The organism is Cupriavidus sp. 05L310, assembly GCF_056398185.1.
In genome coordinates this window covers 46,510-70,255 of record NZ_JBFTOX010000009.1, presented here as the reverse complement: position 1 = coordinate 70,255, position 23,746 = coordinate 46,510, and the positions used below count along the sequence as shown (strand labels likewise).

Below are 23,746 nucleotides of genomic sequence, written 5' to 3'. Positions count from 1 at the left end.
TTGTTTGGTAGGCTTTCGGTCATGGGACACTCAGGGGGGATGGGGATGGGGATGGGGAGGGCGCTGCAACAACCAAGAGTCATAAGTCTTTGATCTGATTGAGCTAGTTGTCTCTCTGTAGTCGCCCTTTGTTCCTTGGTTGAGACTCAGAATCGGTTGGTGCCGTGTTCCGCTCACGGGAGGCCCACCATACAAACAAATGGTTTGCGGGTAGTTTTCCGCAAGCCCTTTGTTCATTCTTGGTCGTTTGGGACACTCCCGGGACTCTTCGCCAGAGCAATGGCCTTTGATGTTGTCGATATGGCAGTATTTGGATCCAGCTACTGACGAATGAGGTCTTCAATGCTAAAGGGTCCAGTCGAAGAGGATTCGGACGTCCGGGCTGTGCTGGATTGGTTCGGCTCGGTCTCGGGTGACGCCGCCGCGTTTCGACATCGCATAGAAAAAGCGCAAGACTCTTACGGCAAATCGGTTGCTCAGCCTGCCAACTATGGGCAAGACCTGCGACTTGAGGACCTTGGCCACGATAAGGTCGCGTCGTACCTGGCGCAGGCCGACGCGCTCTTGCATAACCGCGGCGTTTATGACCTTGTACTGGGCGCCCGCATCGTGCCGTTCATCAAGCAATTGGGCGTCGGAATAGAGTTGCTTCGGCAGATGCCGGGTGCTGCGGAACGCGCGAGTCGGATGTTGCGCCAGAAGACAGTAGACCCGGAAAGTGCAATCTTTGAATTGGCTGCCGCTGTGAGGTATGCGCAGCAGGGCTATTCGGTTCAGTTCATACCCGAGGAGCCGGGCGGAGAACGCCGCCCGGACTTTGCCATTGACCGGGGCCGCTTTGCTGCTGAAGTTGAATGCAAGCGCCTGCAAAAGGGCGAATACGAAAAAGGTGAATCCAAGTATCAGCGCCAGCTTTTTCGTGCATTCGCTCAATTTATTGACGGCCATCGACTCAGCGTTCATGTCGACGTCGTCTACACGCGGGAGTTGAAGGATGTTCCCATAGACTACCTCGCGAAATGGGTTGAAGCGTCGTTAAGCTGCCGAATCCTCCTGCCGGAGGGTTTTCCATGGAAAGACGAGTTCGGGGAGGGGCGAATAAAACCGGCGGATATAAACGCCGTACATCGAGACATACGAGCCTCGTCGCTATTGTTTGGCCCCAAGATGGCGCGCCTGCTGGTCGGTGCCCCCGTATCCGAAGGGGCGTATAACATGACCGCGGGAGCCAAGCCAGACCCCCGCGACGCTCGCTTTGTGGAGCGGCTCGACTTTGGCTCTGTTGTCACATGGCAGTGCATCGCAGCCGGCTCTATCAATGCGCGCGCGCGCTACATCCTGTCGAAGCTGGCTGACGTCGACGGGCAGATGAAATCCTCGCCGGCCGGCATAGCGCATATCGCCATGGATGCAGAGCGCGATACTCGGGCTGCAGACCTACGCCGAAAGCGGAATCTTGAAGCGGTAAGCAATTTCGCGTTCAAAAGCAAAATGGCTGCAATCCGCCTGCATTATTTTGTGCCTCGCGTGACGGAAGTACACTCCTGGTTGATTGATGAGACGGTTGATTTCTTCAATCACGAGGGGATCAGCCCGAAGCTGCCTCGGAAAATCCTCAGCCGCTCCCGGCGGCTCAACAACGACTTGCCGGCTTGGCATCAGTCACCGCCACCGCCGCCAATCTAACGCTGGGGCCGCTAGCTTTGCCGGGCGCCATCATACGCCAGATTTTATCGACTCATCGCAGGTTGATCGGCCCATCTTCCCCGGTGCTGGGAACCTTCGCCTGCGTTGACCGGCATTCCCGAAAAAGACCTCCTGCATGGCGCCTACACGAACGGCAATCGATGCGAAGAGAGAACTTCACGGCTGGTTCAACATAGTCTTGTGGGTCTCCTCAATTTACCCAATTGGCCCGTCCTGAGCCATTTTCCTATTGTTTCTATTTGAGGAGGCCCGCGCGTTGCCCGTTACGTCAATCCAGACCCAGCTGGCGCTCCTTGATCAGCCCGTGCCAGAGCTGGGTTTCGGAGGCAATGTACTGCTCCATAGTGAACGGATCGCTGGGGATCAATTCCAGGCCGAACTCCTGCAGCTTGCGGGCGACGTCCGGATGTTTCAGGGCCGCGCCCACCTCACGCTGGAGGGTTGCGATCACCTCCTTGGGCGTGCTACTAGGCACCACTAGGCCCTGCCAGCCATAGGCCTCGACGCCCGCGTATCCCAGTTCGATTAGCGTAGGCACGTCCGGCAGTGCGCTACTGCGCTGGCGCGAGAATACCGCCATAGGCTTGACCTTGCCCGCCTTGATCATGGGCAGTGCCGCCGCGGCGTCGGCCACGAACAAGGGGACCTGGCCGCCAATCAGATCCTGCATCGCGCCGCCGCTACCACGGTAGGGCACATGGAGGATAAAAAGGCCTGCTTTCTGCTTGAATAGCTCCATGGCTAGATGATGCGGGCTGCCAGGGCCAGGCGAGGCATAGCTCAGCGCGCCCGGGTGTTTGCGCATTTGGTCGAACAGTGCGCTAGCCGAGGCGTGAGGCGTGTTGACGTTCGCCAGCAGCACCAGAGGGAAACGCGCCAGCAGGGTCACCGGCGCGAAGTCTCGGCGGGGGTCGTAGGGCGTTTTCTTGAACAATGCGCTGTTGTAGACCAGGGTGCCGTTGTCGCCGGTGAACAGGGTGTAGCCGTCGGGGGCCGAACGCGCCACAGCCTCGGCGCCGATAAACCCGGCACCACCGGGACGGTTGTCGATTACGACGCTCTGACCGGTCTGGCGCGCCACCTGGGCGCCGACGGTGCGCGCCAACTGGTCAGTGCCACCACCTGGCGGGTAGGCCACAACCCAGCGAAGCGGCTTGGAGGGGAAGGCTTGGGCCAGGGCGATGGTGCTGGCCGCCGTGAGCACGATAGCGGCCAGGAGGCGGCGCAAGAGAGGGGGGAGGGTCGCGACCATTTGGTTTTCTCCAAGGATGGCAAGGGAAGGGTCAATCGGTGTTCAAGCGCCGCGCACACGAGCCACCAGTGCGGCCGCATCGTCCGGTACATCGCCGCGCCAGGCCACCATCATGTCCGGTCGGACTAGCACCAGCGAGCGATTGCCGTAGAGGGCTCGGATGTCGGGGCGCTCGATCATCACGCGCTGCAGCGGCAGCCCCTGCGCTCGCGCGGCCAGTTCGACTTCGGCCGCAGCCGAGGTCTCGCCGTCGAAGCACAGCAGGGTGAACCAGGGACCGAAGGTGTCGAGCACCGAGCGCTGCTCGTCAAGCCAGGCATGGGGCGCGCGGTGACCGGGGCGTGCGACCGGCACGTAGACCAGGGGGTCGTCTGGTGGCGCGGGCGTGCCGTCCGGGCAGCATATCGGCGAATCCTCGTAGCGGTAGCCCAGTAGCACACCCGACGACTTAAGCAGCTTCTCCTGTGTCACCAGTTCGGCCTTGAGCGCAGCCCGCAGTGCCTTCCCGTCGGCGCCGGGGGCGTCGAGTTCGTCGCCGTATTGCATCACGCTGAAGAGTCGATGGAAGTTGTCGGCCGCTTCGCGCGTGTTGCGTATGCCGATTGGGCGGCGTTCTGTCTCGTAGCTGGGCAGTAGACGTGGGCCGGCCCAGCCTTGCACGGCGGCGGTGAGGCGCCAAGCCAATTCGATCGCGTCAGACACGCCGGTATTCATGCCAAGACCGCCAGTTGGGGTGAACAGGTGGGCTGCGTCACCGGCCAACATCACCCGCCCGCCAGTGCTTTGGTAGCGCTCGGCCGTTAGCGCGTGTGCGGTCCACGGTTGCACCGAGACTACGTCCAACGACGTCTCGCTTCCCACCAGCGAGCGGATCACGGCCTGTGGATCGATGGTCTTCCAATCGACGCCCGGCTCCAGGATTAGGTGGTAGGTCCAGGTGGTTCCCGTGTTCCAGTTGAGCAGGAAGCCACGGTGCCTGCGGTGTACCGGAAAGTAGATGTTGGCCGGTCCGAAGCGGTGGCAGGACATCAGTTCCGGTGCGTGGAAATAGATGGAGATGAAGTGCGCGAGGCTGCCCTGCCCCTGCAGGCCTATGCCCAGGCGTTCCCGCACCGTGGAGCGTCCGCCGTCGCAGCCGACCAGCCAACGTGCACGCACCGTGCGCAGATCGCCGGTAGCCATGTCGCGGATGCGCGCACACACATGGTCCGGAGCCTCCTCGAAGTCTTCGAGCGCCCAGCCATAGCGCGCTTCGACTGTTGGGCAGTGCGCGACGCGTTCGCGCAGCACCCGCTCGACCTCGTGCTGCCCGACGATGGTCTTTAGGTAGGGAGACCAGTGCAATTCTTGCGTCGGGTCCACGCGGCTCTGGAGGCGCATGCGCTCGAGTTCGGCCTGCCCGGGTAGCATGAGGCGGTGGATTTCCTCGCCGTGCAGGGTGGACACCCAGTAGTAGGCGGCCGGGTAGTCGGCAGGCACGCCAGCGCCGCTGAGCGCGCGGTCGATTTGCCAACGCCGGAAGTACTCCATGGTCCGGTTGGCAAGCGCATTGGCGCGCGGGTGCGGGTTGACTTGGCGCGCAGGCTCGACCAGCAGGCAGGGTGTTTGCTGCCAGCCAAGTTCCGCTGCAAGCGACAGGCCGGTCGAGCCGCCGCCGGCGATGAGCACCGGCACTTCGATGTCGACTGGTTGGCTCATTGCGCCTCTCCCACCGCCGTGGGCTGGTGCACCAGCTCGCCTTCGCGAACCACGCAGTCGCCATCGAGCTCGATGGTGCAGCGGCGCATCGGGAAGTCGAAATGGCAGCGGGTATAGCGCCCCGCGTGTTCGTTCGCGCCGGTGGAGAACAGGAAGTTGCCCGCGAAGGCGCGCAGCTCGGTGCCGTTGATCTGCGACTTGTCGTACATGGTCAGCGAGTCCCAGCGTGCCAGCGGGTTTAGACCCCAGCCAACGTGCGAGATACCGTAGGCGCTTGGGTCATTCCAGGCTGCGTAGTGGCTGCGCAGCAGGTCAGCATCCAGCCCACGGCCACGGATCTCGACGACATGGTCGTTCTCAAAGATCAGCTCGACCGGGCGCGAGACGTAGCGCTTGAAGGTCAGATTGACGTCGCCCTCGTCGAGCACCACCGTGCCGTTGACCGAGCCAGCGCTCGGAAAGCACAGGCAGAGTCCGCCTGGCCAGTAAGCCGCCTGCCCGGGTTGGTCTACATAGCCGGCGGCGCCGCGCACCGGGGCATTGCGAACGTCAATCGCGAGCGCGGTGCCAGCGGCCGAGCGAACCGTCATGCGCGTGGCGTCCGCGAGCCGGCGCTTGGCTTCGTCGACATAAGGCCGCAACCAAGTGGCGGGCTGCAGCCGCTCGAGCACCTCTGGGTGTTCGTTGCTGATCATGAAAAGTCGCGTGCCGCTCTGCAAAATGGAGGGAAGTTCGCGGGAATGCAACAGACCCTCCACCGTGCAGTCGACCACAGTGTGTGTGCGCGACAGCGCGGCAAGCACTGGCGCGAGTTCGCCGATGGCGGCGGACGAACCGGTGGAGCGCACCGGCACGTGGTCGACCAGCGGCGGTGTGGGCAGCCTCAGGTGGAAGGCGCGTGCGCCGATCTCGTACAGCGCTAGCTCCGCGAGCTGGACATTGATGTCGCGCGACTGGGTCTCCGAGAGGATGGCGACTGCATCGCCCGGACCGATGCCGCACAGACGCAGCGTCCGCACGAACATCGCGATCCATTTTCCTTCGATCCGTTCGACAAGCATGTAATGTCTCCTTGGTGTTCAATGATTGGGGGCGGGCATGACGCGCGCGAAGGGGTGCACATCCACACGGGCAAACAGCCCGGCGCGCAGGTAAGGTTCGTGTTCGATGAAGGCCTGCAGCGCGTCCGGGTCGTCGAAATCGATCACCACAAGCACGCCGATGCGAGTCTGGCCATCGGTGCCGACCAGTGGGCCGCCCAAGCGCACTCTGTCCGCGTGAGCTCGCATGTATTGCGCGTGGGCGTCGGCGTTGGCCTGGCGCAGTGCGGCACGCTCGGGGTGGTCCAGGCAGTGGATGACGTAGAGCATGGTGTGCCTCAGGCACGCGCCGGATAGCGCGAGATGAAATCGAGCACGGCGCGGTTGAAAGCCTCGGCCGCTTCGATGTTGATCAGGTGCCCCACGCCGGCTACTACTAGGTATTCCGCATGGGGCATGAGAGCATGGACCTGACGTCCGGCTGCGGGGGTGACTAACTGGTCGAGCTCGCCGAACATCAACAGAGTGGGCGCCTGGATTAGAGGCAGAGCCTCTGTACGGTCAAAGTGCAGCGTGCTTTCAAGGGTCTTGAGGTAGGACCCAGGTCGCAGCCGGCAGATACTCTGACGCATGCGCTCGCGCATCACATCGGTCGCGTGAGGCCCGGTGAGCGATTCCACCAGTTCGGGCGCAAGTTCCGCAAAGGTACAACCCCGCTCCAGTGGCTCGCGGCGCAGGCGCATGAAGGCTTCCTGCTGGTTGGGGCTCAAGGTGCGACCGAAGCTCGGAAAGGAGGCTGCGATAACTAGCGACTGAACGCGCGCCGGGTGGCGGGCGGCGAAGTCCATGAGAATTCGCCCGCCCATGGACAGGCCGACTAAGTGTGCGCGCGTAACACCTAGGTAATCGAGTAGGCGCGCGAGGTCGTCACTGAAGTCCTCGAAGCGGCAGGGGCCGTCATAGTCGTCGGAGTCGCCATAGCCGCGCGCATCCCAGGCCACTGCCTGGTGGGTGGGCGCCAAGGCGTGCAACTGGTCGCGCCAGTTGTCGTGGTTGCCTCCTATGCCGTGGAGGAAGACAACCGTCTCGCCGAAGCCCTTGCGCGCGAAGGCGATGCGCGGCGTACCGCTGGTCCGTTCAAGTGGGGGCGCGGGCATCGGCTCGGGGGTGACTGACATTCGCTTGAATCCGTATGGAGTGGGGGACGGATTCATTCTTTCATCGGGGCCCGCGCCGACCTAGGCGCCCTAGGTTAAAAAGCTATAACCAATGGGAATGGTTTGCGCCAAGGTTCAGCTCATAGCCTGGCCAGTCTCAAGCATCAGCTGGGCCACGACGAGTTGCGATCCAGGTGGCACTCTTCCCCGGCGCATCACCATCAATACGCTGCGGCGCCATTGCAGCCACGGCACCTGCAGCTCGGCGATGTCGCCCTTGCGCATCTCGAAGCTGATCAGCTCGCGCGGCAGGAAGCTCAGGAAGCCACGGTCCATAACCAGGGCCTTGGACAATGCTCCAGAAGCTGTCTCGACCATGGCCGACGGCGGCAGTGTCCCGACTTGGCGGAAACAGGCGTCGAACTCGGAGCGCAACACACCGCCTCGCGGGGCCAGCACCCAGGCCATAGCGGAGAGCTCGCCTGGTTCGACCGCGGCCTGCCGACTAAGGGGGTTCGAGGGCGCACAGCAGACCACGAAGCGGTCCTCGAACAGCGTCTGCACCCGAAATTCGTCGGCTGCCACCGACGCGGTGCGCGTGGTCACCGCGATGTCGAAGACGCCGTTTCGCACGCCGTTAAGCAGGTCCTCGACCAGGCCCTCGGTCACGCGCAGGCCGATCGGGCGGCCGCTTTCGCGCAGGCGCTCGACCACCGAGGGCAGGAAGCTCGCGGCCACGGCCGGCGCGACCCCGATAGCGACCGAGCCACCGACGCCGCCTTTCATAGCTTCAATTTCCTCTGCTGCAGCGTGCAGGTCTGCGATAAGGGGCAATGTCCGTTGCAGCAGCACTTCTGCGAACGGCGTGGCCACCACACCCCTGGCCTTGCGCTCGAGCAGGCGCACGCCCAGCTTCCGCTCAAGCCTAGCCACGCTCTTGCTCAGGGCGGGCTGGCTGATGCCCAGCTCCGCCGCAGCGCGCATGAAGCTGCCGGTATGCACCACGCGCGATAGGTTGAAGAGTTCTGATGGATTGAGCACCGGGCGCTCCGGGGTTGACGGAATCTTCACCCTTGCTCTTGGTTGATGTGCAAGAGCGGCGAGGAACTTTCTCGGTGCTGGGAAGCATTGCAGACGTTGACGAGCATTCCCGGCGAAAACCTACATGGTGCCTACATGGTGCCGTAAAAGACAAAAGGGCTACAGGCTGATGCGCTGTAACCCTTTGATTTTACTGGTGCCGAAGAGAGGAATCGAACCCCCGACCTTCTCATTACGAATGAGCTGCTCTACCGACTGAGCTACTTCGGCCACATCGTTCGTAAGACAACCCGAACGAGCCCGCAATAATAGCAGCGTTTATTTTTCCTGTGAACCCCTGCGCCAAAAAAATCCTCGGAGCGAACTGCGGTTGCCGCCTCAGGGTGGCGCCGCGGCCATTCGGGTGGCGTTCTTGGCTCAGGCCAGCACGATCACCGCGGTGGATGCAGCGGAGGTTATTCGCGATGCAGCGACCGACCGCACCAACCGTCTGCGACGATGTCGGCCACATGCGGGCGCGTCGTCCGTTGGCGTGCGGGACAGGGACAAAGCATAAAAAAACGGGACCAGCGACTGGCCCCGTTCCTTTCAACGCGTGCTGCTCGCTGGCGGCAATCAGCCCGCCGTCTTCTCTTCCTGGTGATAGCGCGTGACGCGTTCCACCTCGTTCTTTGACCCAAGGATCACCGACACGCGCTGGTGCAGTTTCTCCGGCTGGATGTCCAGGATGCGCTCGACACCGTTGGTGGCCGCGCCGCCGGCTTGCTCGACCAGCATCGCCATGGGGTTGGCTTCGTACATCAGGCGCAGCTTGCCGGGTTTTTCCGGTTCGCGCTTGTCCCACGGGTACATGAAGATGCCACCGCGCGTGAGGATGCGGTGTACGTCGGCCACCATCGAGGCGATCCAGCGCATGTTGAAGTTCTTGCCGCGCGGGCCTTCGTCGCCGGCCAGGCATTCGTCGATATAGCGGCGCACGGGCGGGGCCCAGTGGCGCATGTTGGACATGTTGATCGCGAATTCCTTGGTGTCTTCCGGGATCATCACGTCGGATTGCGTCAGCACGAAGCTGCCGGCTTCGCGGTCCAGCGTGAACATGTGCACGCCGTTGCCGACGGTCAGCACCAGCGTGGTCTGCGGGCCGTACACGGCGTAGCCGGCGGCGACCTGGCGGCTGCCGGCCTGCATGAAGTCGGTCTCGGTTACGGTCTGGCCCGGCTTGGGCATGTGCAGTACCGAGAAGATGGTGCCGATCGACACGTTCACGTCGATGTTGGACGAGCCGTCGAGCGGATCGAACAGCAGCAGGTATTCGCCCTTGGGATAGCGGTTCGGGATCTCGTAGAAGCTGTCCATTTCCTCCGAGGCCATGGCGGCGAGGTGGCCGCCCCATTCATTGGCGTCGAGCAGGACTTCGTTGGCGATCACGTCCAGCTTTTGCTGGGTTTCGCCTTGCACGTTGCCGGTGCCGGCGGAGCCGAGGATGCCGGCGAGGGCGCCCTTGCTGACGGAATTCGAAATGGCCTTGCAGGCGCGCGCCACCACTTCGATCAGCAGCCGCAGTTCGGGCTCGATCGTGTTGTGCTTGCGCTGCTCCTCGACCAGGTAGCGGGTGAGGCTGATGCGACTCATGGGGATTCTCCTTGAATGGCGGCAATTCTACATGGGCGCCAGCCCGGCCGGCCACTGGGGCGGGCCCGCGGCCTGCCGGTGGCGGGCGGGCGGGGGCCCGCCATCCGCCACCAACCGCTGTGCTGCGTTACGCCGCCAGCGCCTTGCTGACGATCTCGCGGACGTCGCGCGACAGGTCGCTGGCCGCGGCCACCTGCTCCAGCGCCGCGCGCATGCGGTCGCGCAGCGGCAGGGCATATTTCTGCCAGCGGTCCATGACCCGCGCCAGGCGCGAGGCCACCTGCGGGTTGATGGCGTCCAGCGCCAGCACCTGCTCGGCCCAGAAGGCATAGCCCGAGCCGTCCTCGGCATGGAACTGCGCCGGGTTGGCCGCGCAGAAGCTGAAGATCAGCGAGCGCGCGCGGTTGGGGTTGCGCAGGTTGAAGGCCGGGTGCTGCATCAGCGCGCGCACGGTCTCGATGGTGCGCTTGCCTGCGTGGCCGGCGGCCTGCGGCCCGACGGTGCCGCGCTGCATGCCTTGCAGCGAGAACCATTTGTCGATCACCAGCGCGTCCTGCTCGAAGCGCTGGTAGAAATCCGCCAGCGCGGCTTCGCGCCCCGGCGCGAAGGTGTTCACCATCGCGCTCAGCGCGGCGAAGCGGTCCGTCATATTGTCGGCGGCCTGGTACTGCGCCTCGGCCAGCGCCTGCATGGCGGCGTCGCCGCTGTCGGCCAGGTAGCCCAGTGCCAGGTTGCGCAGTGCGCGCTTGCCCGCGGACACGGCGTCCGGGCTGTAGGCGCCGGGCGTGGCATTGGCTTCGAAGGCGGCCAGCCAGTCGGCCTTCAGCGCACGCGCCAGCGCTTCGCGCATGAACTGGCGCGCGCGGTGGATGGCGGCCGGATCGGCCACGCCCATGCGCTCGGCGAGGTAGGCCTCGGCCGGCAGCGTCAGCGTCTGTTCGCGGAAGGCGGGGCTGAGTTGCGCATCGTTGAGCACGGTGCGCAGTGCCGCCACCAGTGCCGGGTCGAGGTTGAGCTCGTGGCCGGCCTGGGACTGCGCCACCAGTTGCAACAGGGCGCGCGTGGTCAGGCGCTGGCCCGCTTCCCAGCGGTTGAACGGGTCGCTGTCGTGGGCCAGCAGGAAGGTGAGCACTGCCTCGCTGTAGTCGGCATCGACGATGACCGGCGCGGAGAAGTCGCGCAGCAGCGACGCCAGCGGGGGCTCGGCGCCGCGCGGCAGGTTGACAAAGCGGAAGCTTTGCTCGGCTTCGGTGAAGTCCAGCACGCGCGTGGTGGCGCCGGGCTGGCTTTCGCCTTCGAGCTGCAGCGGCAGGTCTTTCCCGTCGGCGTCGATCAGGCCCAGCGCAAAGGGGATGTGGAAAGGCAGTTTGTCCGGCGTGCCGGGATGCGTTTCGATGCCCACCTTGGGGCAGCTTTGCGACAGCGTTAGCGTCAGGCTGCCGTTGGCGCCATCCCAGGCGGTGCGCACGGCAACCACCGGTGTGCCGGCCTGGCTGTACCAGCGGCCGAACTGGGTCAGGTCGCGCCCGTTGGCGTCGGCCATGGCCGCACGGAAATCGTCGCAGGTCACGGCCTGTCCGTCATGGCGCCGGAAGTACAGGTCCATGCCCTTGCGGAAACCATCGCGGCCCAGCAGGGTCTGGTACATGCGCACGACTTCGGCGCCTTTTTCATACACCGTCACGGTGTAGAAGTTGTTGATTTCCTCGTAGCTGTCGGGACGCACCGGATGCGCCATGGGGCCGGCGTCCTCGGGGAACTGCACCTGGCGCAGCATGCGCACGTCCTCGATGCGCTTGACCGCGCGGCCGGATTCGGAGCCCATCATGTCGGCCGAGAATTCCTGGTCGCGGAATACCGTCAGGCCTTCCTTGAGCGAGAGCTGGAACCAGTCGCGGCAGGTCACGCGGTTGCCGGTCCAGTTGTGGAAATACTCGTGCCCGACCACCGATTCGATATTGCCGAAGTCGGTGTCGGTGGCGGTCTGGGCGTTGGCCAGCACGTACTTGGTGTTGAAGATGTTGAGGCCCTTGTTCTCCATCGCGCCCATGTTGAAGTCGCCCACCGCGACGATCATGAAGCGGTCGAGATCCAGCTCCAGGCCGAAGCGCCGCTCGTCCCAGCGGATCGAGTGGATCAGCGAATCCATGGCGTGCCGCGTCTTGGGCAGGTCCTGCGGCTCCACCCAGACCTGCAGCAGCTTTTCCTTGCCGGAGGCGGAGGCGATGCGTTCCTCGATGCACTCCAGTTTGCCGGCCACCAGCGCGAACAGGTAGGCGGGTTTCTTGAACGGGTCTTCCCAGACGGCTTCGTGGCGCCCGTCCGGCAGCTCGCGCTCGCCGATCAGGTTGCCGTTGGACAGCAGCACGGGGTAGGCCGCGCGTTGCGCGCGCAGCGTGACCCGGAAGGTCGACATCACGTCGGGGCGATCCAGGTAATAGGTGATCTTGCGGAAGCCCTCGGCTTCGCACTGGGTGAAGAAGTTGCCGTTGGACACATAGAGCCCGGACAGCGACGTATTGGCGGCCGGCTGGCAGGCGGTGACGATTTCCAGCGTGCCTTGCGCGGGAAGTTCGGGCAGGGTCAGGCTGTCCGCTTCCTGGCGCGCGCCATCCAGCGGCTTGCCGTCGAGGCTGACGCCGACCAGTTCCAGTTCCTCGCCGGCCAGCACCAGCGGGCCCGGTCCCTGGCGGGTGAAACGCAAGGTATTGGTGACCACCGTGCGGGCGGGATCGAGTTCAAGCACAAGGTCGACGTGCTCAAATGCGAAGGCCGGCGGAGTATAGTCTTTGCGGTGGACGGTAACGGGCGTGTCGGTGCGCAGCATGGAAGAATCCTGTCCTCTGTGGGCCACTTTGGGCGGCTTGGTCGCCATGGGCACGGGGGAGGGAGGGGCGCAGCCCCTGCCGGGCCGCGCGCCCAGGCACTGAAAAACCCATTGTAGCCAAGCGGCGGGACGACGGCTCGGATGCGCCGCGCCGCCGCGGAATTTCGCCCGCCCGGCACGGTCTGAATCACGTGGCTAACAACAATCGGTGTGGGGGCGTCATGACCGGACTATGGTTTTGCAGGGAATGGAGCCGGCTGGCCGGCAGGGGCTTGCGCGGCAGCAGGCTGGTGGCGGGCATGGCCCTGCTTGGCGTGGCGCTGCTGTCCGGCTGCGCCAGCACCGTCACCACGGAGGTGACGGCCTTCAGCCAGGGCAACTGGCAGAACGATCCGCCGCGCACCTATGCCTTTGATCACGGGGCAGGCAAGGAGGCCCGGTTCGAGGACCAGACCTACGAGCAATGGCTGGCGCAGGCGTTGACGGGGGTCGGCTTCGAACAGGTGGCGCGCCCGCAGGCGCACTACCTCGTCAATATGGAATACGACAGCAACTCGGGGCTGATGCGGGTGCAGGAGACCGTGTACCCTGATCCCTGGTATGGCGGCCCGTACTGGGGGCCTTACTACCGCCCTTGGGGACCCTGGGGCTGGGGCGGTCCGGGCTACTGGCCGCCGCAAACCGTCGTGCGCGATGTGCCGGTGACGCAGTCCACGCTGCGCGTGTTCTTCAAGGATGCGGCTACGGGGCGCCGTGTGTACCAGGTTACCGCGCAACACCGCGACGAGAACGCGTCCCTGCAGGCGGCGATGCCGTACCTGATCCGCAGCGCCTTCGTGCAGTTTCCGGGCGAGAGCGGCCGCTCCCGGCGGGTGACATTGCCGCTGGATCCGAATGACAAGTAGACATGAGGCAAATGGAGGAGGCTGGGCATTGCCCGCGCGCGGGTAAAAACTGAATTGCCCGGCGAAAGGCCCTAAAACCCTGGATGCACCTCTGGGAGGGGCTTCGCGCCGGGCTTGCGTGAGCTAGAATGACGGCTCGATTTTTCGGCCCGAGCCGCCGGCGCCCGTTTTTGAAAGCTGCAATGGAAGATTCCGGCAAGCACGCCGGATACGACCGGCGCGGCCCCGGCGGGCACTGGCTGGGCCACTTCCTGGACGAGCATAATGACCAGCAAGACCGGCGGTGATGCACCGCAACATGCCCCCAATAGTCCTGAAGCGCAATTGCGCCTGGCCGCGCTGGAATACCACCGCAGCCCGACCAAGGGCAAGATCCAGGTAACCGCGACCAAGGCACTGTCCAACCAGCGCGACCTGTCCCTGGCCTACTCGCCCGGCGTGGCTTACGCCTGCGAGGAAATCGCCAAGGATCCGGCGATGGCCGCCGAGTACACCTCGCGCGGCAACCTGGTGGCGGTGATCACCAACGGTACCGCCGTGCTTGGCATGGGCGATATCGGTCCCCTGGCCGGCAAGCCGGTGATGGAAGGCAAGGGCTGCCTGTTCAAGAAATTCGCCGGCATCGACGTGTTCGACATCGAACTCGATGCGCGCGACCCGGACAAGATCGTCGAGATCGTGGCGGCGCTGGAGCCGACCCTGGGCGGCGTCAACCTCGAGGACATCAAGGCGCCCGAGTGCTTCTACATCGAGAAGAAGCTGCGCGAGCGCATGAATATTCCCGTCTTCCACGACGACCAGCACGGTACCGCCATCATCTCGGCGGCGGCACTGCTCAATGGCCTGAAGGTGGTGGGCAAGGATATCGCCAAGGTCAGGCTGGCGGTATCGGGCGCCGGCGCGGCGGCCATCGCCTGCCTGGACACCATGGTGAGCCTGGGCGTGACCCGCACCAATGTCTCCGTGGTGGATTCCAAGGGCGTGATCTATGTCGGCCGCGACGCCAACATGGAGCCCAACAAGGCCCGCTACGCACAGGAAACCTCGGCCCGCACCCTGGCCGACGTGGTCGACGGCGCCGACGTGTTCCTGGGTTGCTCGGCTGCCGGCGTGCTGACCGCCGAGATGGTCAAGACCATGGCCGACAAGCCGATCATCCTGGCGCTGGCCAACCCGGAACCGGAAATCCGCCCGGAAGTGGCCAAGGCCGCCCGCCCGGACTGCATCATCGCCACCGGCCGTTCGGACTATCCGAACCAGGTCAACAACGTGCTGTGCTTCCCGTACATCTTCCGCGGCGCGCTCGATTGCGGCGCCACCAAGATCACGGAGGAAATGAAGCTGGCCTGCGTCAAGGCCATTGCCGAGCTGGCCGAAGCCGAGCTGAACGACGCCGTTGCCGCCGCCTATGGCGGCCAGGAACTGAAGTTTGGCCCCGACTACATTATCCCGACGCCGTTCGACCAGCGCCTGATCGAGAAGATCGCGCCGGCGGTGGCCAAGGCCGCTGAAGAATCCGGCGTGGCCACGCGTCCCATCAAGGACCTGGAGGCCTACCGCCAGCAGCTCACCCAGTACGTCTACCATACCGGCCTGATCATGAAGCCGGTGTTCACGGCCGCCAAGGCCGCGCCCAAGCGCGTGGTCTACGCCGAGGGCGAGGAAGAGCGCGTGCTGCGCGCGGTGCAGACCGTGGTGGACGAAGGCCTGGCGCGCCCGATCCTGATCGGCCGCCCGCACGTGATCCAGATGCGCATCGAGAAAGCGGGCTTGCGCCTGAAGGCCGGCGTGGACTTCGAGCTGATCAACCCGGAAGACGATCCGCGCTACCGCGCCTACCACGAGGCCTACCACGCGCTGCGCGGCCGCGACGGCGTGACGCCCGACATGGCCAAGGTGGCGCTGCGCCGCTCCAATACGCTGATCGGCACCATGCTGATGCATATGGGTGACGCCGACGCGCTGCTGTGCGGCACCGTGGGCCGCTTCGAAGCCCACCTGGAGCACGTGCGGGACGTGATCGGCCTGGCGCCGGGCGCCAAGGTGTTCGCCGCGATGAACGCGCTGATGCTTGAGAAGTACACGCTGTTCATCACCGACACCTTCGTCAATGACGACCCCACCGCCGAGGAACTGGCCGCCATCACGCAGCTGGCTGCCGAGGAAATCGCGCGTTTCGGCCAGCATCCGAAGGTGGCGCTGATGTCGCACTCGATGTTCGGCTCGTCGAACCGGCCGTCGGCCCGGAAGATGCGCGCGGCCCAGGAGATCCTGGCCCGCGAGGCGCCGCACCTAGAAGTGGAAGGCGAGATGCAGGGCGACGCCGCCCTGGTCGAGGATGTACGCCGCCACTTCCTGCCTGGCACCAAGCTGGCTGGCAGCGCCAACCTGCTGGTGATGCCGACGCTGGACGCGGCCAATATCGCCTTCAACCTGCTCAAGATCACGGGCGGACAGGGTGTCACCATTGGTCCGATCCTGCTGGGCGCGGCCAAGCCGGTGCACATCCTCAACCCGCAAGCCACCACGCGCCGCATCGTCAATATGACGGCGGTAGCGGTGGCGGAAGCCAACGCGGCGCGTTGATCCGCGGTGCGGCGGCGCAGCAATGCCGCCGCCGGGAGCGCACATGCCGCCAGGCATCGCGCAATGAAAACGGGGCTCCTTGGGAGCCCCGTTTTTTGTGACCGGCTTGTCCTGCAGTTCCGCCGGCCCGGAAAAGCTGTGCTTTCTTAGCTACTGCAGCAGGTTGTACTGCTCCCGCATCACGACGATGATGGACTTCGCCGCTGCCAGCCGGGTGGGCAGGTGATCATCGGGCTCGCGCGGAAAATCGACTTCCGCGCTCCAGTTGCAACCGGTGTGGTCGGGTTGGTGCCCACGCATGGCGTGGAGCTCGCATTCGCCGCACTCCGGATTGTTGTTCAGGAACTGGTTCAGGATGGCCATCAACTCCGACCGGGTCTTTGCATCACGACGCATGTGTCACCTCGTCCGTTGCCGTCTTGTTGCCTGGAACCTAAATCTAGGCAGGCATCGGCAGCCCCGCCAATTGAATCGGACTATTAAGCAGCGACTTTCGATCCTCAATCGCCGGTAGCCTGTCCCTATCGCGCTGCAGCATATCCATGCTGCAGCGCGAAATATCGATGACCTTTACTGGCCTGGGCGGTCTGCGGCAAAGAGGCGGAGCCGCCAGATGCTTTCGGGGCCGGGGGATTGATATCCCTTGGGGTGACTCATGAACTTCACGGGCCCTGGACCAGGGGCAAGGCGCTCGCAGGCCGGATCGGGGGAGTCCGGCACCATATTCGGCAGGCAATAAAAAACCCGCCACCAGGGCGGGTCTTCAATTCCCGTTGACAAGTCAAGGCAAGCGTCAGAACTTGTGACGCACGCCTACACCGAAGGTGTCGCCGTGCGACAGGCTGGTGATCTTGTCGTAGAAGTAGGCGGCGTAGACGTCGGTGCGCTTGGACAGGTTGTAGTCGTAAGCGACCGCCACCGTGTTGCGCTTGAAGTTCGCGACCGAGTTCTCGGTCTTGTCATAGGCGTAAGACGCCAGGACGTTGCCGGCGCCGATGGGCACCGAAAGGCCGACCTGGCCGTTGGCGTGCTTGATGTCGCCGTTGGGGTTGTTGTTGAGCTCGGTCTTGATGTACTGGCCTTGCGCGAACAGCTTGACGACCTTGAAGTCGTAGCTCAAGCCGCCCTGCACCGCGTTCTGCTTGCTGAAGCCAACCAGCATCGGATTGGCCGAAGCGGTGACGTCACCCGGCGTGCTGTCGAACTTGACTTGCTGGAAGGCCAGCGTGGCAGCGAACGGGCCGTTGAAGTACATCAGGTTGCCGCCCCACTTGTTCTGGCCGGTCGAACCTGCTTTCTCGCCGAAGGAGTAGATCACGTTGGCGGTCAGGCCGCCGAAGTTCGGCGTGCTGTACAGCAGCGAGTTGTTCCAGCCCGAATCGCCGATGATGCCCGGGTCGGCCACGTTGGCGGTGGCGGCGCCGAAGTAGGTGTGGAACACCATCGGCGAGAACACGTAGGAGTCGATCAGCGGGTTGAACAGGATGGTCGACACGAAGTAGGGCGTGGTGTTGCGGCCCAGCTTGAGCGCGCCCAGCTTGTCGTTTTGCAGGCCCACGAAGGCATTGCGGCTGAACATCGAGTCGCCGTCGAAGCGGCCCTGCCTGCCGGTGTCGGTGCGGAAGAAACCGTTCAGGTCGAAGATGGCCTTGGTGCCGCTACCGAGGTCTTCGGTGCCCTTGATACCCCAGTACGAGGTTTGCATGCCGCCCGAATTGGCGACATAGGCGCGGTCGGCCGCGCCGACGTTCTTGACGCCGCCAACGAACATGTCGGCCTGGCCGTACAGCGTGACACTGGATTGCGCCATGGCCGCGCCGCTGAAAAGGGCGGCGGCCGTCGCTGCCAGCTTGAGGGCCGGCGTGATCTGCTTCTGCATTGGTGAGTTCTCCGTGGTTGATCCGTTGCGTTCTTTGTGTACTGGGTCCCTGACGGGTTCTATTCGTTTTGTTTGCTACTGGCATGCCCTGGGCTAGGGTGTTGCCGGCTCGGCCCGGGCACTGCCTGCTACATCGGTAAGGGGTAACGCAAACTGCCTTTTTTTGGCTCAGCCGGATACTAAGTCGTTCAGGCGGAACTGTGCAATCCGATGGATCTGGTTGATGCAAGTTTGCAACTCCGCGGCCGGATCGTTTTCCACGCGCCTTGCGAACTCGCCGATGATGCCGGCGCGGTTATAGCCGCGTACGGCCAGGATGAAAGGAAAACCGAATTTCTCGTTATAGCGGCGGTTGAACGCTTGCAGCTGCTCGAATTCCTCGGCGGAGCATTGATCGAGGCCGGCACCGCTTTGCTCGCGGGTCGACTCGGCGGTCAGCTCGCCGCGCACGGCGGCCTTGCCGGCGAGCTCCGGGTGGGCGCGCACCAGCCTGATCTGGGCGGCGTCGCCGGCGCCGTCCACGATGGCGCGCATGGCATCGGCCAGGGTGGCGGCGTTGGTGAAGGGGCGCTGCGTGGCGGCGGCTTCGGCCACCCACGGAGAGTGTTCATAGATGCCGCCGAGCACCTGGACAAAGTCGGCGGCCGGCAGGGCATTGAGTTGATCTAGGGAGTAGGTATTGCTCATGGATTGGCTTGTCGCTTGGTCGCCTGGTCGATTGGCTCAGGCGCGGTTCTTTGCGGAGTAGGGATGGGTCTCGGCCCAGTGGCGCGCGATGTCCACGCGCCGGCAGATCCAGACCTTGTCGTGGCCCTGCACGTAGTCGAGGAAGCGCTGCAGCCCGCGCATGCGCCCCGGCCGGCCCAGCAGGCGGCAGTGCATGCCGACCGAAAGCATCTTGGGCCGGTCCAGCCCCTGCGGGTCGCCTTCGGCGTAGAGCACGTCGAAGGCGTCCTTCAGGTACTGGTAGAACTGCTCGCCGGTGTTGAAGCCTTGCGGCGTGGCGAAGCGCATGTCGTTGGAGTCGAGCGTATAGGGCACCACCAGGTGGGGCTTCTTCTCGCCGCCGGTGACTTCCACCTCGGTCCAGAAGGGCAGGTCGTCCCCGTAGTAGTCCGAGTCGTACAGCAGGCCGCCGTGTTCCACCACCAGGCGGCGCGTGTTGGGGCTGTCGCGGCCGGTGTACCAGCCCAGCGGCAGCGAGCCGGTCAGTTCCTCGATGATCTGCATGCCGATGCGCATGTGCTCGCGCTCGGTGGCTTCGTCCATGCCCTGGTAATGGATCCAGCGCCAGCCGTGGCAGGCGATCTCATGGCCGAGTTCGACGAACGCCCGGGTCAGTTCGGGATGGCGCTGCAGCGCCATCGACACGCCGAAGATGGTCAGCGGCAGCCCGCGCTGCTCGAACTCGCGCAGGATGCGCCAGACCCCGGCGCGCGACCCGTACTCGTACACGCCCTCCATGCTCATGTGGCGGTCGGGGTAGGCCGCCGCGCCGATGATCTCCGACAGGAACTGCTCGGAGCCGGCATCGCCGTGCAGCACGTTGTTCTCGCCGCCCTCTTCGTAGTTCAGGACGAACTGCAGCGCAAGGCGTGCGCCGCCCGGCCAGCGGGCGTGCGGCGGCTGGCTGCCGTAACCGATCAGATCGCGTGGATAGTTGTTGCTTGTCATCAGGGTCATGATTCTTCAGGAAGACTGTGCCGGCCGCCGCCGGCAGGACTTATTCCGTGCCGTGCGTATTGGCAGCGGCGTTGCGCATCGCCTCTTCGCGCGACTGGATGCCGTTGAAGAAGACGTTGAGCACCACCGCCACGATGGTCCCCAGCACGATGCCGCTATGGGTGAACGGGTCGGTCCACTTGGGCAGGTACTGGAAGAAGGTCGGCGCCAGTGTCGGGATCATGCCGAAGCCGATCGAGATGGCGACGATGAACAGGTTGAAGCGGTTGCGGTTGAAATCGCAGGAGCCAAGGATGCGGATGCCGGTCGCGGCCACCATGCCGAACATCACGATGCCGGCGCCGCCGAGCACGAACTGCGGTACCGAGGCCACGATGTGCGCCATCTTCGGGAACAGGCCCAGCGCGATCAGGATGACGCCGCCGGCCGCCGCCACATAGCGCGAGCGCACGCCGGTCACGGTCACCAGGCCCACGTTCTGCGAGAACGAAGTGTAGGGGAAGGTGTTGAACACGCCGCCGATCACGGTGCCCAGGCCGTCGGCGCGCAGGCCGCGGGTCAGGTCTTCATTGGACAGGCGCTTGCCGGTGATATCGGCCAGCGCGAGGAACATGCCGGTGGATTCCACCAGGGTGATCAGCATCACCACGCACATCGACAGGGTGGCGGCAACGTCGAACTTGGGAATGCCGAAGTGCAGCGGGGTGATGACCGCGATCAGGCTGGCTTCGTCGAGGCCTTCGAAGGAGACCTTGCCCAGCGCCATGGCCGCCAGCGTGCCGATCACGATGCCGAGCAGCACCGCGCAGTTGGAGATCAGGCCGCGCCCGTACTTGCTCAGCAGCAGGATCGCCACCAGCACCAGCGCCGCGATGCCGAGGTTGCCCAGGTCGCCGTACGCCAGGTTCGGCACGTCCTTGACCACGCCGTCGATCACGGCACGCGTGGTGGGCTGGCCGCCGGCCGCCCAGTTGATGCCCACCCGCATGAGCGATACGCCGATCAGCGTGATCACCGTGCCGGTCACCACCGGCGGGAACAGGCCGAGCATCCGCCCCATCAGCGGCGCCACCAGGATACCGAACACCCCCGCGGCGATCACCGCGCCGTAGATGCCGAGCAGGCCGACATTGGGATCGGAACCGATGGCGATCATCGGCGCCACCGAAGCGAAGGTCACGCCCATCATCACCGGCATGCGGATGCCGAACTTCCAGAAGCCGAAGGCCTGGATCAGCGTGGCCAGGCCCGCCGCGAACAGGTCGGCGTTGATCAGGAAGGCGAGCTGGTCCTTGGGCAGCTTGAGCGCGCCGCCAATGATCAGCGGCACCGCCACGGTACCGGCGTACATCACCAGCACGTGCTGCAGGCCGAGCGCGAGCAGCCGGCCCGAAGGCAGCCGCTCGTTGGTTAGATCCGTGGGCACCGTGGTGCTAGCGCTAGTCATGGGTGTGTCTCCTCTCCTTTGGATTTGATGGGAACGCTGCCGGGCGGGGGGGCTCTCGGTATGTGATTCCGGCAGCGCGCCTCATCGGGGACGCGTTGTCATGAGCAGGAATCGGGCCTTGGCCGCGGGTTGGCAGCGGGAACAGCTTGCTAGGTGGAGTGACCCAGCACGCTGCGAAGATCGAAATTGCCCGGTTCGTCCGGCTGGACGCGGTCGGCGCAGGCGCCGAGGTGGTGCGCCATGCGGCTCTGGGCCAGGGCGGCGTCGCCCTGTTCCAGTGCATCGAGAATCTCTTCGTGCTCGTCGAAGGAGCAGGCGTTATTGCCTGGCGCCTCGACGCTGGCAATCATCAGCGTGGTGCGCGAGACCAGCCGACGCATCATGGTGACCAGCAGCGCGTTGCCGGAGAGCTCGGCCAGCGCGGTATGGAACTCGGCCGACAGGCGGATCCATTTGGGGCGCTCATTGGTGAGGAAAGCCTGGCGCTCGGCCTCTACCATCTTGCGCAGCGGCGCGATCACGCGCTTGACGTCGCGCATGGCGGCAAGCTTTTCCAGCACGGCGCGCTCCAGCATCTGGCGCAGCTCGAACATGTCGTGCGCTTCGTCGGTGGAGGGGCTGGCGATAAAGGCGCCGCGGTTGGGCTCGAGATCGACCATGCCGTCTGCGGCCAGGTGCGCCAGTACCTTGCGCACCGTGTGGCGCGCGGTGGCATAGATTTCGCACAGCGAATGCTCGGTCAGCTTGGTGCGCGGCGGCAGCCGGTGCTCCATGATCGCGTCATAGATCTCGTGATACATGCGCTCCTCGACGGAGCCCCTGCGGGCGGGCTTGATTTCGGTCGGGGCGGCGGTGTCATCGGCACCGCCAATCAGCTTGAGACTCTTGGACATCTTGGCACCAGTGTATTGGTGAGGAGGGGGAGCGGCGCGCCGCCGGCAGCGAGTAAAAGCAGGGTGGCGCGCCCCAAAAATTGTTGACAATTATTTGGTTATGGCGGCAATATTGTCAACAAAACCGAGCTAGGTTTTCGACAACTCAGGGTAATTCCCGAGTTGCCATACGGAGTGGTGCAAAGCATTGTCGCCCTGCACCAGTCCAGCGCCGGGATGCGTTAGAAATACGTACCGAGCGGGCACCATTCCCACAAATGGTGCTAGTGAAGGCAGCGGCGCCTCTCACAACCCAAAGCCCTAAGGAAGAACAGGATGGGACGCTTGACCACTCATGTACTCGACACCGCAGCCGGCGCACCCGGCGCCGGCATGTCGATTACCCTGCATAAAATTGTCGACAATCGCAAGGAGACGCTGAAGACAGTCGTCACCAACCACGATGGCCGTTGCGACCAGCCCCTGCTGGATGGCGACACCATGGCCGCCGGGGTGTACGAACTCGAATTCGGTGCCGGCGATTATTTCCGCGCCCAGGGCACGAAGTTGCCCGAGCCAGCTTTCCTCGACGTGGTGACGCTGCGTTTCGGTATTGCCGATACCGCCGCGCACTACCACGTGCCGCTGCTGGTTTCCCCCTGGTCGTACTCGACCTACCGCGGCAGTTGAGCGCGGTACGGGAAACAAAGGAGACAAGACATGGAAGGCTATATCCTCGACTGGGCCAATATGCTGCTGCGGTGGGTGCACGTGATCACCGCGATCGCATGGATCGGTTCCTCGTTCTATTTCGTCTGGCTGGACAACAGCCTGACCCGCCCCGATGACCCCGACCTGCAGGAGAAAGGCGTGGGCGGCGAGCTATGGGCGGTGCACGGCGGCGGCTTCTACAACCCGCAGAAATACCTGAGCGCGCCCAAGACATTGCCGGAGAACCTGCACTGGTTCTACTGGGAGTCGTATTCCACCTGGATGACCGGTTTCGGCCTGCTGGTGGTGCTGTACCTGTTCAACGCCAGCACGTTCCTGGTCGACAAGAACGTCATGGACATGTCGGCGGGCGCGGCGATCGGGTTTGCGCTGTCTTACCTCGCCGTGGGCTGGGTGGTCTACGACTGCATCTGCCGCGTGTTTGGCAAGAGCGACCGCACCGTCGGCATCCTGGTGGCGATCTACGTCGCGCTGGCTGCTTACGTGGCCTGCCACGTGTTCTCGGGCCGCGCGGCGTTCCTGCTGACCGGCGCGATGATCGCCACCATCATGAGCGCCAACGTGCTGGTGTGGATCATTCCCGGCCAGCGCAAGGTGGTTGCCGCGCTGCGCGCCGGCGATCCGGTGGATCCGGTGCATGGCAAGAACGCCAAGCAGCGCAGCGTGCATAACACCTACTTCACGCTGCCGGTGCTGTTCGCCATGCTGTCGAACCACTACAGCATGACCTACAGCTACAAGTACAACTGGGCCGTGCTGGTGCTGATCATGCTGGCCGGCGTGCTGATCCGCCAGTTCTTCATCCTCAAGCACAAGGGCAAGATCAATGTCGCCTGGCCTGCCGCCGGTGTCGCGGTGCTGGCCGTGGTCGCGGTCATGATCGCGCCGCAGCCGCGCGAGACGGTGGCGAACAAGGATGGTGCTGCCGCGCAGGTGAGCTTTACCAAGGTGCAGGAGGTTATCAACTCGCGCTGCGTCCAGTGCCATGCCGCCGCGCCGAAGATGATGCCGACTGCCGCCAAGGGCATCAAGCTGGACACGGCCGACGAGATCAAGGCGCACGCGCAGCTGATCTATCAGCAAGCGGTGCAGCAGAAGGCCATGCCGCTTGGCAACGTCACGCAGATCACGGACGACGAACGGGCGCTGCTGGGCCAGTGGTTCGAGGCCGGCGCCAAGACGACCAACTGATCCGCCAACTGATTGACGGGGATCCTCGCGGATCCCCCCTGACCGAGCATCGGTGATCGACGGTCCGGTGGCCGTGCAGCTTGCGGCCGGAGGTCCG

The 23,746-nt window shown here is 64.4% G+C and carries 19 protein-coding genes and 1 tRNA gene; 5 read left to right on the top strand and 15 right to left on the bottom strand.

Annotated elements, in window-relative coordinates:
* The first annotated feature begins 342 nt into the window (after nucleotides 1–342).
* Entirely contained in the window at nucleotides 343–1,686 is a 1,344-nt protein-coding gene (locus tag AC1DS6_RS08465; protein ID WP_477102412.1) for a hypothetical protein, read from the top strand.
* A gap of 289 nt (nucleotides 1,687–1,975) precedes the next feature.
* Here the strand turns inward: AC1DS6_RS08465 and AC1DS6_RS08460 are convergent, their stop codons facing one another.
* The 9 genes from AC1DS6_RS08460 to pepN all read right to left on the bottom strand — a co-directional run bounded on the left by AC1DS6_RS08460 (nucleotide 1,976) and on the right by pepN (nucleotide 12,354).
* Complete coding sequence (locus AC1DS6_RS08460) at nucleotides 1,976–2,959, bottom strand: Bug family tripartite tricarboxylate transporter substrate binding protein (protein ID WP_477102411.1); 984 nt, start codon at nucleotides 2,957–2,959, stop codon at nucleotides 1,976–1,978.
* A 42-nt stretch (nucleotides 2,960–3,001) separates the two neighbouring features.
* Nucleotides 3,002–4,657 (bottom strand): FAD-dependent monooxygenase, encoded by a 1,656-nt coding sequence (locus AC1DS6_RS08455; RefSeq protein WP_477102410.1) that lies wholly within the window; start codon nucleotides 4,655–4,657, stop codon nucleotides 3,002–3,004.
* Complete coding sequence (locus tag AC1DS6_RS08450; protein WP_477102409.1) at nucleotides 4,654–5,718, bottom strand: 2,5-dihydroxypyridine 5,6-dioxygenase NicX family protein; 1,065 nt, start codon at nucleotides 5,716–5,718, stop codon at nucleotides 4,654–4,656. The genes AC1DS6_RS08455 and AC1DS6_RS08450 overlap by 4 nt, the downstream gene beginning before the upstream one ends.
* An 18-nt stretch (nucleotides 5,719–5,736) precedes the next feature.
* Nucleotides 5,737–6,027, bottom strand: a complete 291-nt coding sequence (locus AC1DS6_RS08445) for a YciI family protein (RefSeq protein WP_477102408.1) — start codon at nucleotides 6,025–6,027, stop codon at nucleotides 5,737–5,739.
* A gap of 8 nt (nucleotides 6,028–6,035) precedes the next feature.
* Nucleotides 6,036–6,875 (bottom strand): alpha/beta fold hydrolase, encoded by an 840-nt coding sequence (locus AC1DS6_RS08440; protein ID WP_477102407.1) that lies wholly within the window; start codon nucleotides 6,873–6,875, stop codon nucleotides 6,036–6,038.
* A 114-nt stretch (nucleotides 6,876–6,989) separates the two neighbouring features.
* Nucleotides 6,990–7,925, bottom strand: coding sequence for a LysR family transcriptional regulator (locus tag AC1DS6_RS08435; RefSeq protein ID WP_477102406.1), 936 nt, complete (start codon nucleotides 7,923–7,925; stop codon nucleotides 6,990–6,992).
* Between the two features lie 164 nt (nucleotides 7,926–8,089).
* A tRNA-Thr gene (locus AC1DS6_RS08430) sits at nucleotides 8,090–8,165 on the bottom strand.
* Nucleotides 8,166–8,510: 345 nt separating this feature from the next.
* The gene (locus AC1DS6_RS08425) at nucleotides 8,511–9,527 is read right to left on the bottom strand and encodes a class 1 fructose-bisphosphatase (RefSeq protein ID WP_045238606.1); all 1,017 of its coding nucleotides are present in this window, start codon (nucleotides 9,525–9,527) and stop codon (nucleotides 8,511–8,513) included.
* Nucleotides 9,528–9,654: 127 nt separating this feature from the next.
* Nucleotides 9,655–12,354, bottom strand: coding sequence for an aminopeptidase N (gene pepN / locus AC1DS6_RS08420; RefSeq protein WP_477102405.1), 2,700 nt, complete (start codon nucleotides 12,352–12,354; stop codon nucleotides 9,655–9,657).
* 299 nt (nucleotides 12,355–12,653) lie between these two features.
* On the opposite strand from pepN, the gene AC1DS6_RS08415 reads away from it, so the two are divergent.
* The gene (locus AC1DS6_RS08415; protein ID WP_477102458.1) at nucleotides 12,654–13,259 is read left to right on the top strand and encodes a DUF4136 domain-containing protein; all 606 of its coding nucleotides are present in this window, start codon (nucleotides 12,654–12,656) and stop codon (nucleotides 13,257–13,259) included.
* Between the two features lie 264 nt (nucleotides 13,260–13,523).
* On the top strand, nucleotides 13,524–15,845 hold the full coding sequence (locus AC1DS6_RS08410) for an NADP-dependent malic enzyme (protein WP_441628156.1): 2,322 nt from the start codon (nucleotides 13,524–13,526) through the stop codon (nucleotides 15,843–15,845).
* 150 nt (nucleotides 15,846–15,995) lie between these two features.
* Here AC1DS6_RS08410 and AC1DS6_RS08405 read toward each other — a convergent pair whose 3' ends face one another.
* The 6 genes from AC1DS6_RS08405 to AC1DS6_RS08380 form a co-directional block, all read right to left on the bottom strand.
* Nucleotides 15,996–16,241, bottom strand: coding sequence for a hypothetical protein (locus AC1DS6_RS08405; RefSeq protein ID WP_035859483.1), 246 nt, complete (start codon nucleotides 16,239–16,241; stop codon nucleotides 15,996–15,998).
* 397 nt (nucleotides 16,242–16,638) lie between these two features.
* A complete protein-coding gene (locus tag AC1DS6_RS08400; RefSeq protein ID WP_441628154.1) occupies nucleotides 16,639–17,724 on the bottom strand; it encodes a porin in 1,086 nt (361 codons plus the stop codon).
* Nucleotides 17,725–17,892: 168 nt separating this feature from the next.
* Entirely contained in the window at nucleotides 17,893–18,411 is a 519-nt protein-coding gene (uraD, locus tag AC1DS6_RS08395; protein WP_441628152.1) for a 2-oxo-4-hydroxy-4-carboxy-5-ureidoimidazoline decarboxylase, read from the bottom strand.
* 36 nt (nucleotides 18,412–18,447) lie between these two features.
* Entirely contained in the window at nucleotides 18,448–19,398 is a 951-nt protein-coding gene (puuE, locus tag AC1DS6_RS08390; protein WP_441628180.1) for an allantoinase PuuE, read from the bottom strand.
* A gap of 49 nt (nucleotides 19,399–19,447) precedes the next feature.
* Nucleotides 19,448–20,854 carry a nucleobase:cation symporter-2 family protein gene (locus AC1DS6_RS08385; protein ID WP_477102404.1) on the bottom strand — a complete coding sequence of 469 codons (1,407 nt, stop codon included), beginning with the start codon at nucleotides 20,852–20,854 and terminating at the stop codon, nucleotides 19,448–19,450.
* Nucleotides 20,855–21,003: 149 nt separating this feature from the next.
* Nucleotides 21,004–21,747, bottom strand: coding sequence for a GntR family transcriptional regulator (locus AC1DS6_RS08380; RefSeq protein WP_441628148.1), 744 nt, complete (start codon nucleotides 21,745–21,747; stop codon nucleotides 21,004–21,006).
* A gap of 315 nt (nucleotides 21,748–22,062) precedes the next feature.
* Here AC1DS6_RS08380 and uraH point away from each other — a divergent pair, with 315 nt between their 5' ends.
* Together uraH and AC1DS6_RS08370 are read left to right on the top strand one after the other, a co-directional pair.
* A complete protein-coding gene (gene uraH, locus AC1DS6_RS08375) occupies nucleotides 22,063–22,416 on the top strand; it encodes a hydroxyisourate hydrolase (protein ID WP_441628146.1) in 354 nt (117 codons plus the stop codon).
* 30 nt (nucleotides 22,417–22,446) lie between these two features.
* Nucleotides 22,447–23,649 carry a urate hydroxylase PuuD gene (locus AC1DS6_RS08370; RefSeq protein WP_477102403.1) on the top strand — a complete coding sequence of 401 codons (1,203 nt, stop codon included), beginning with the start codon at nucleotides 22,447–22,449 and terminating at the stop codon, nucleotides 23,647–23,649.
* The last annotated feature ends 97 nt before the right edge of the window (nucleotides 23,650–23,746 follow it).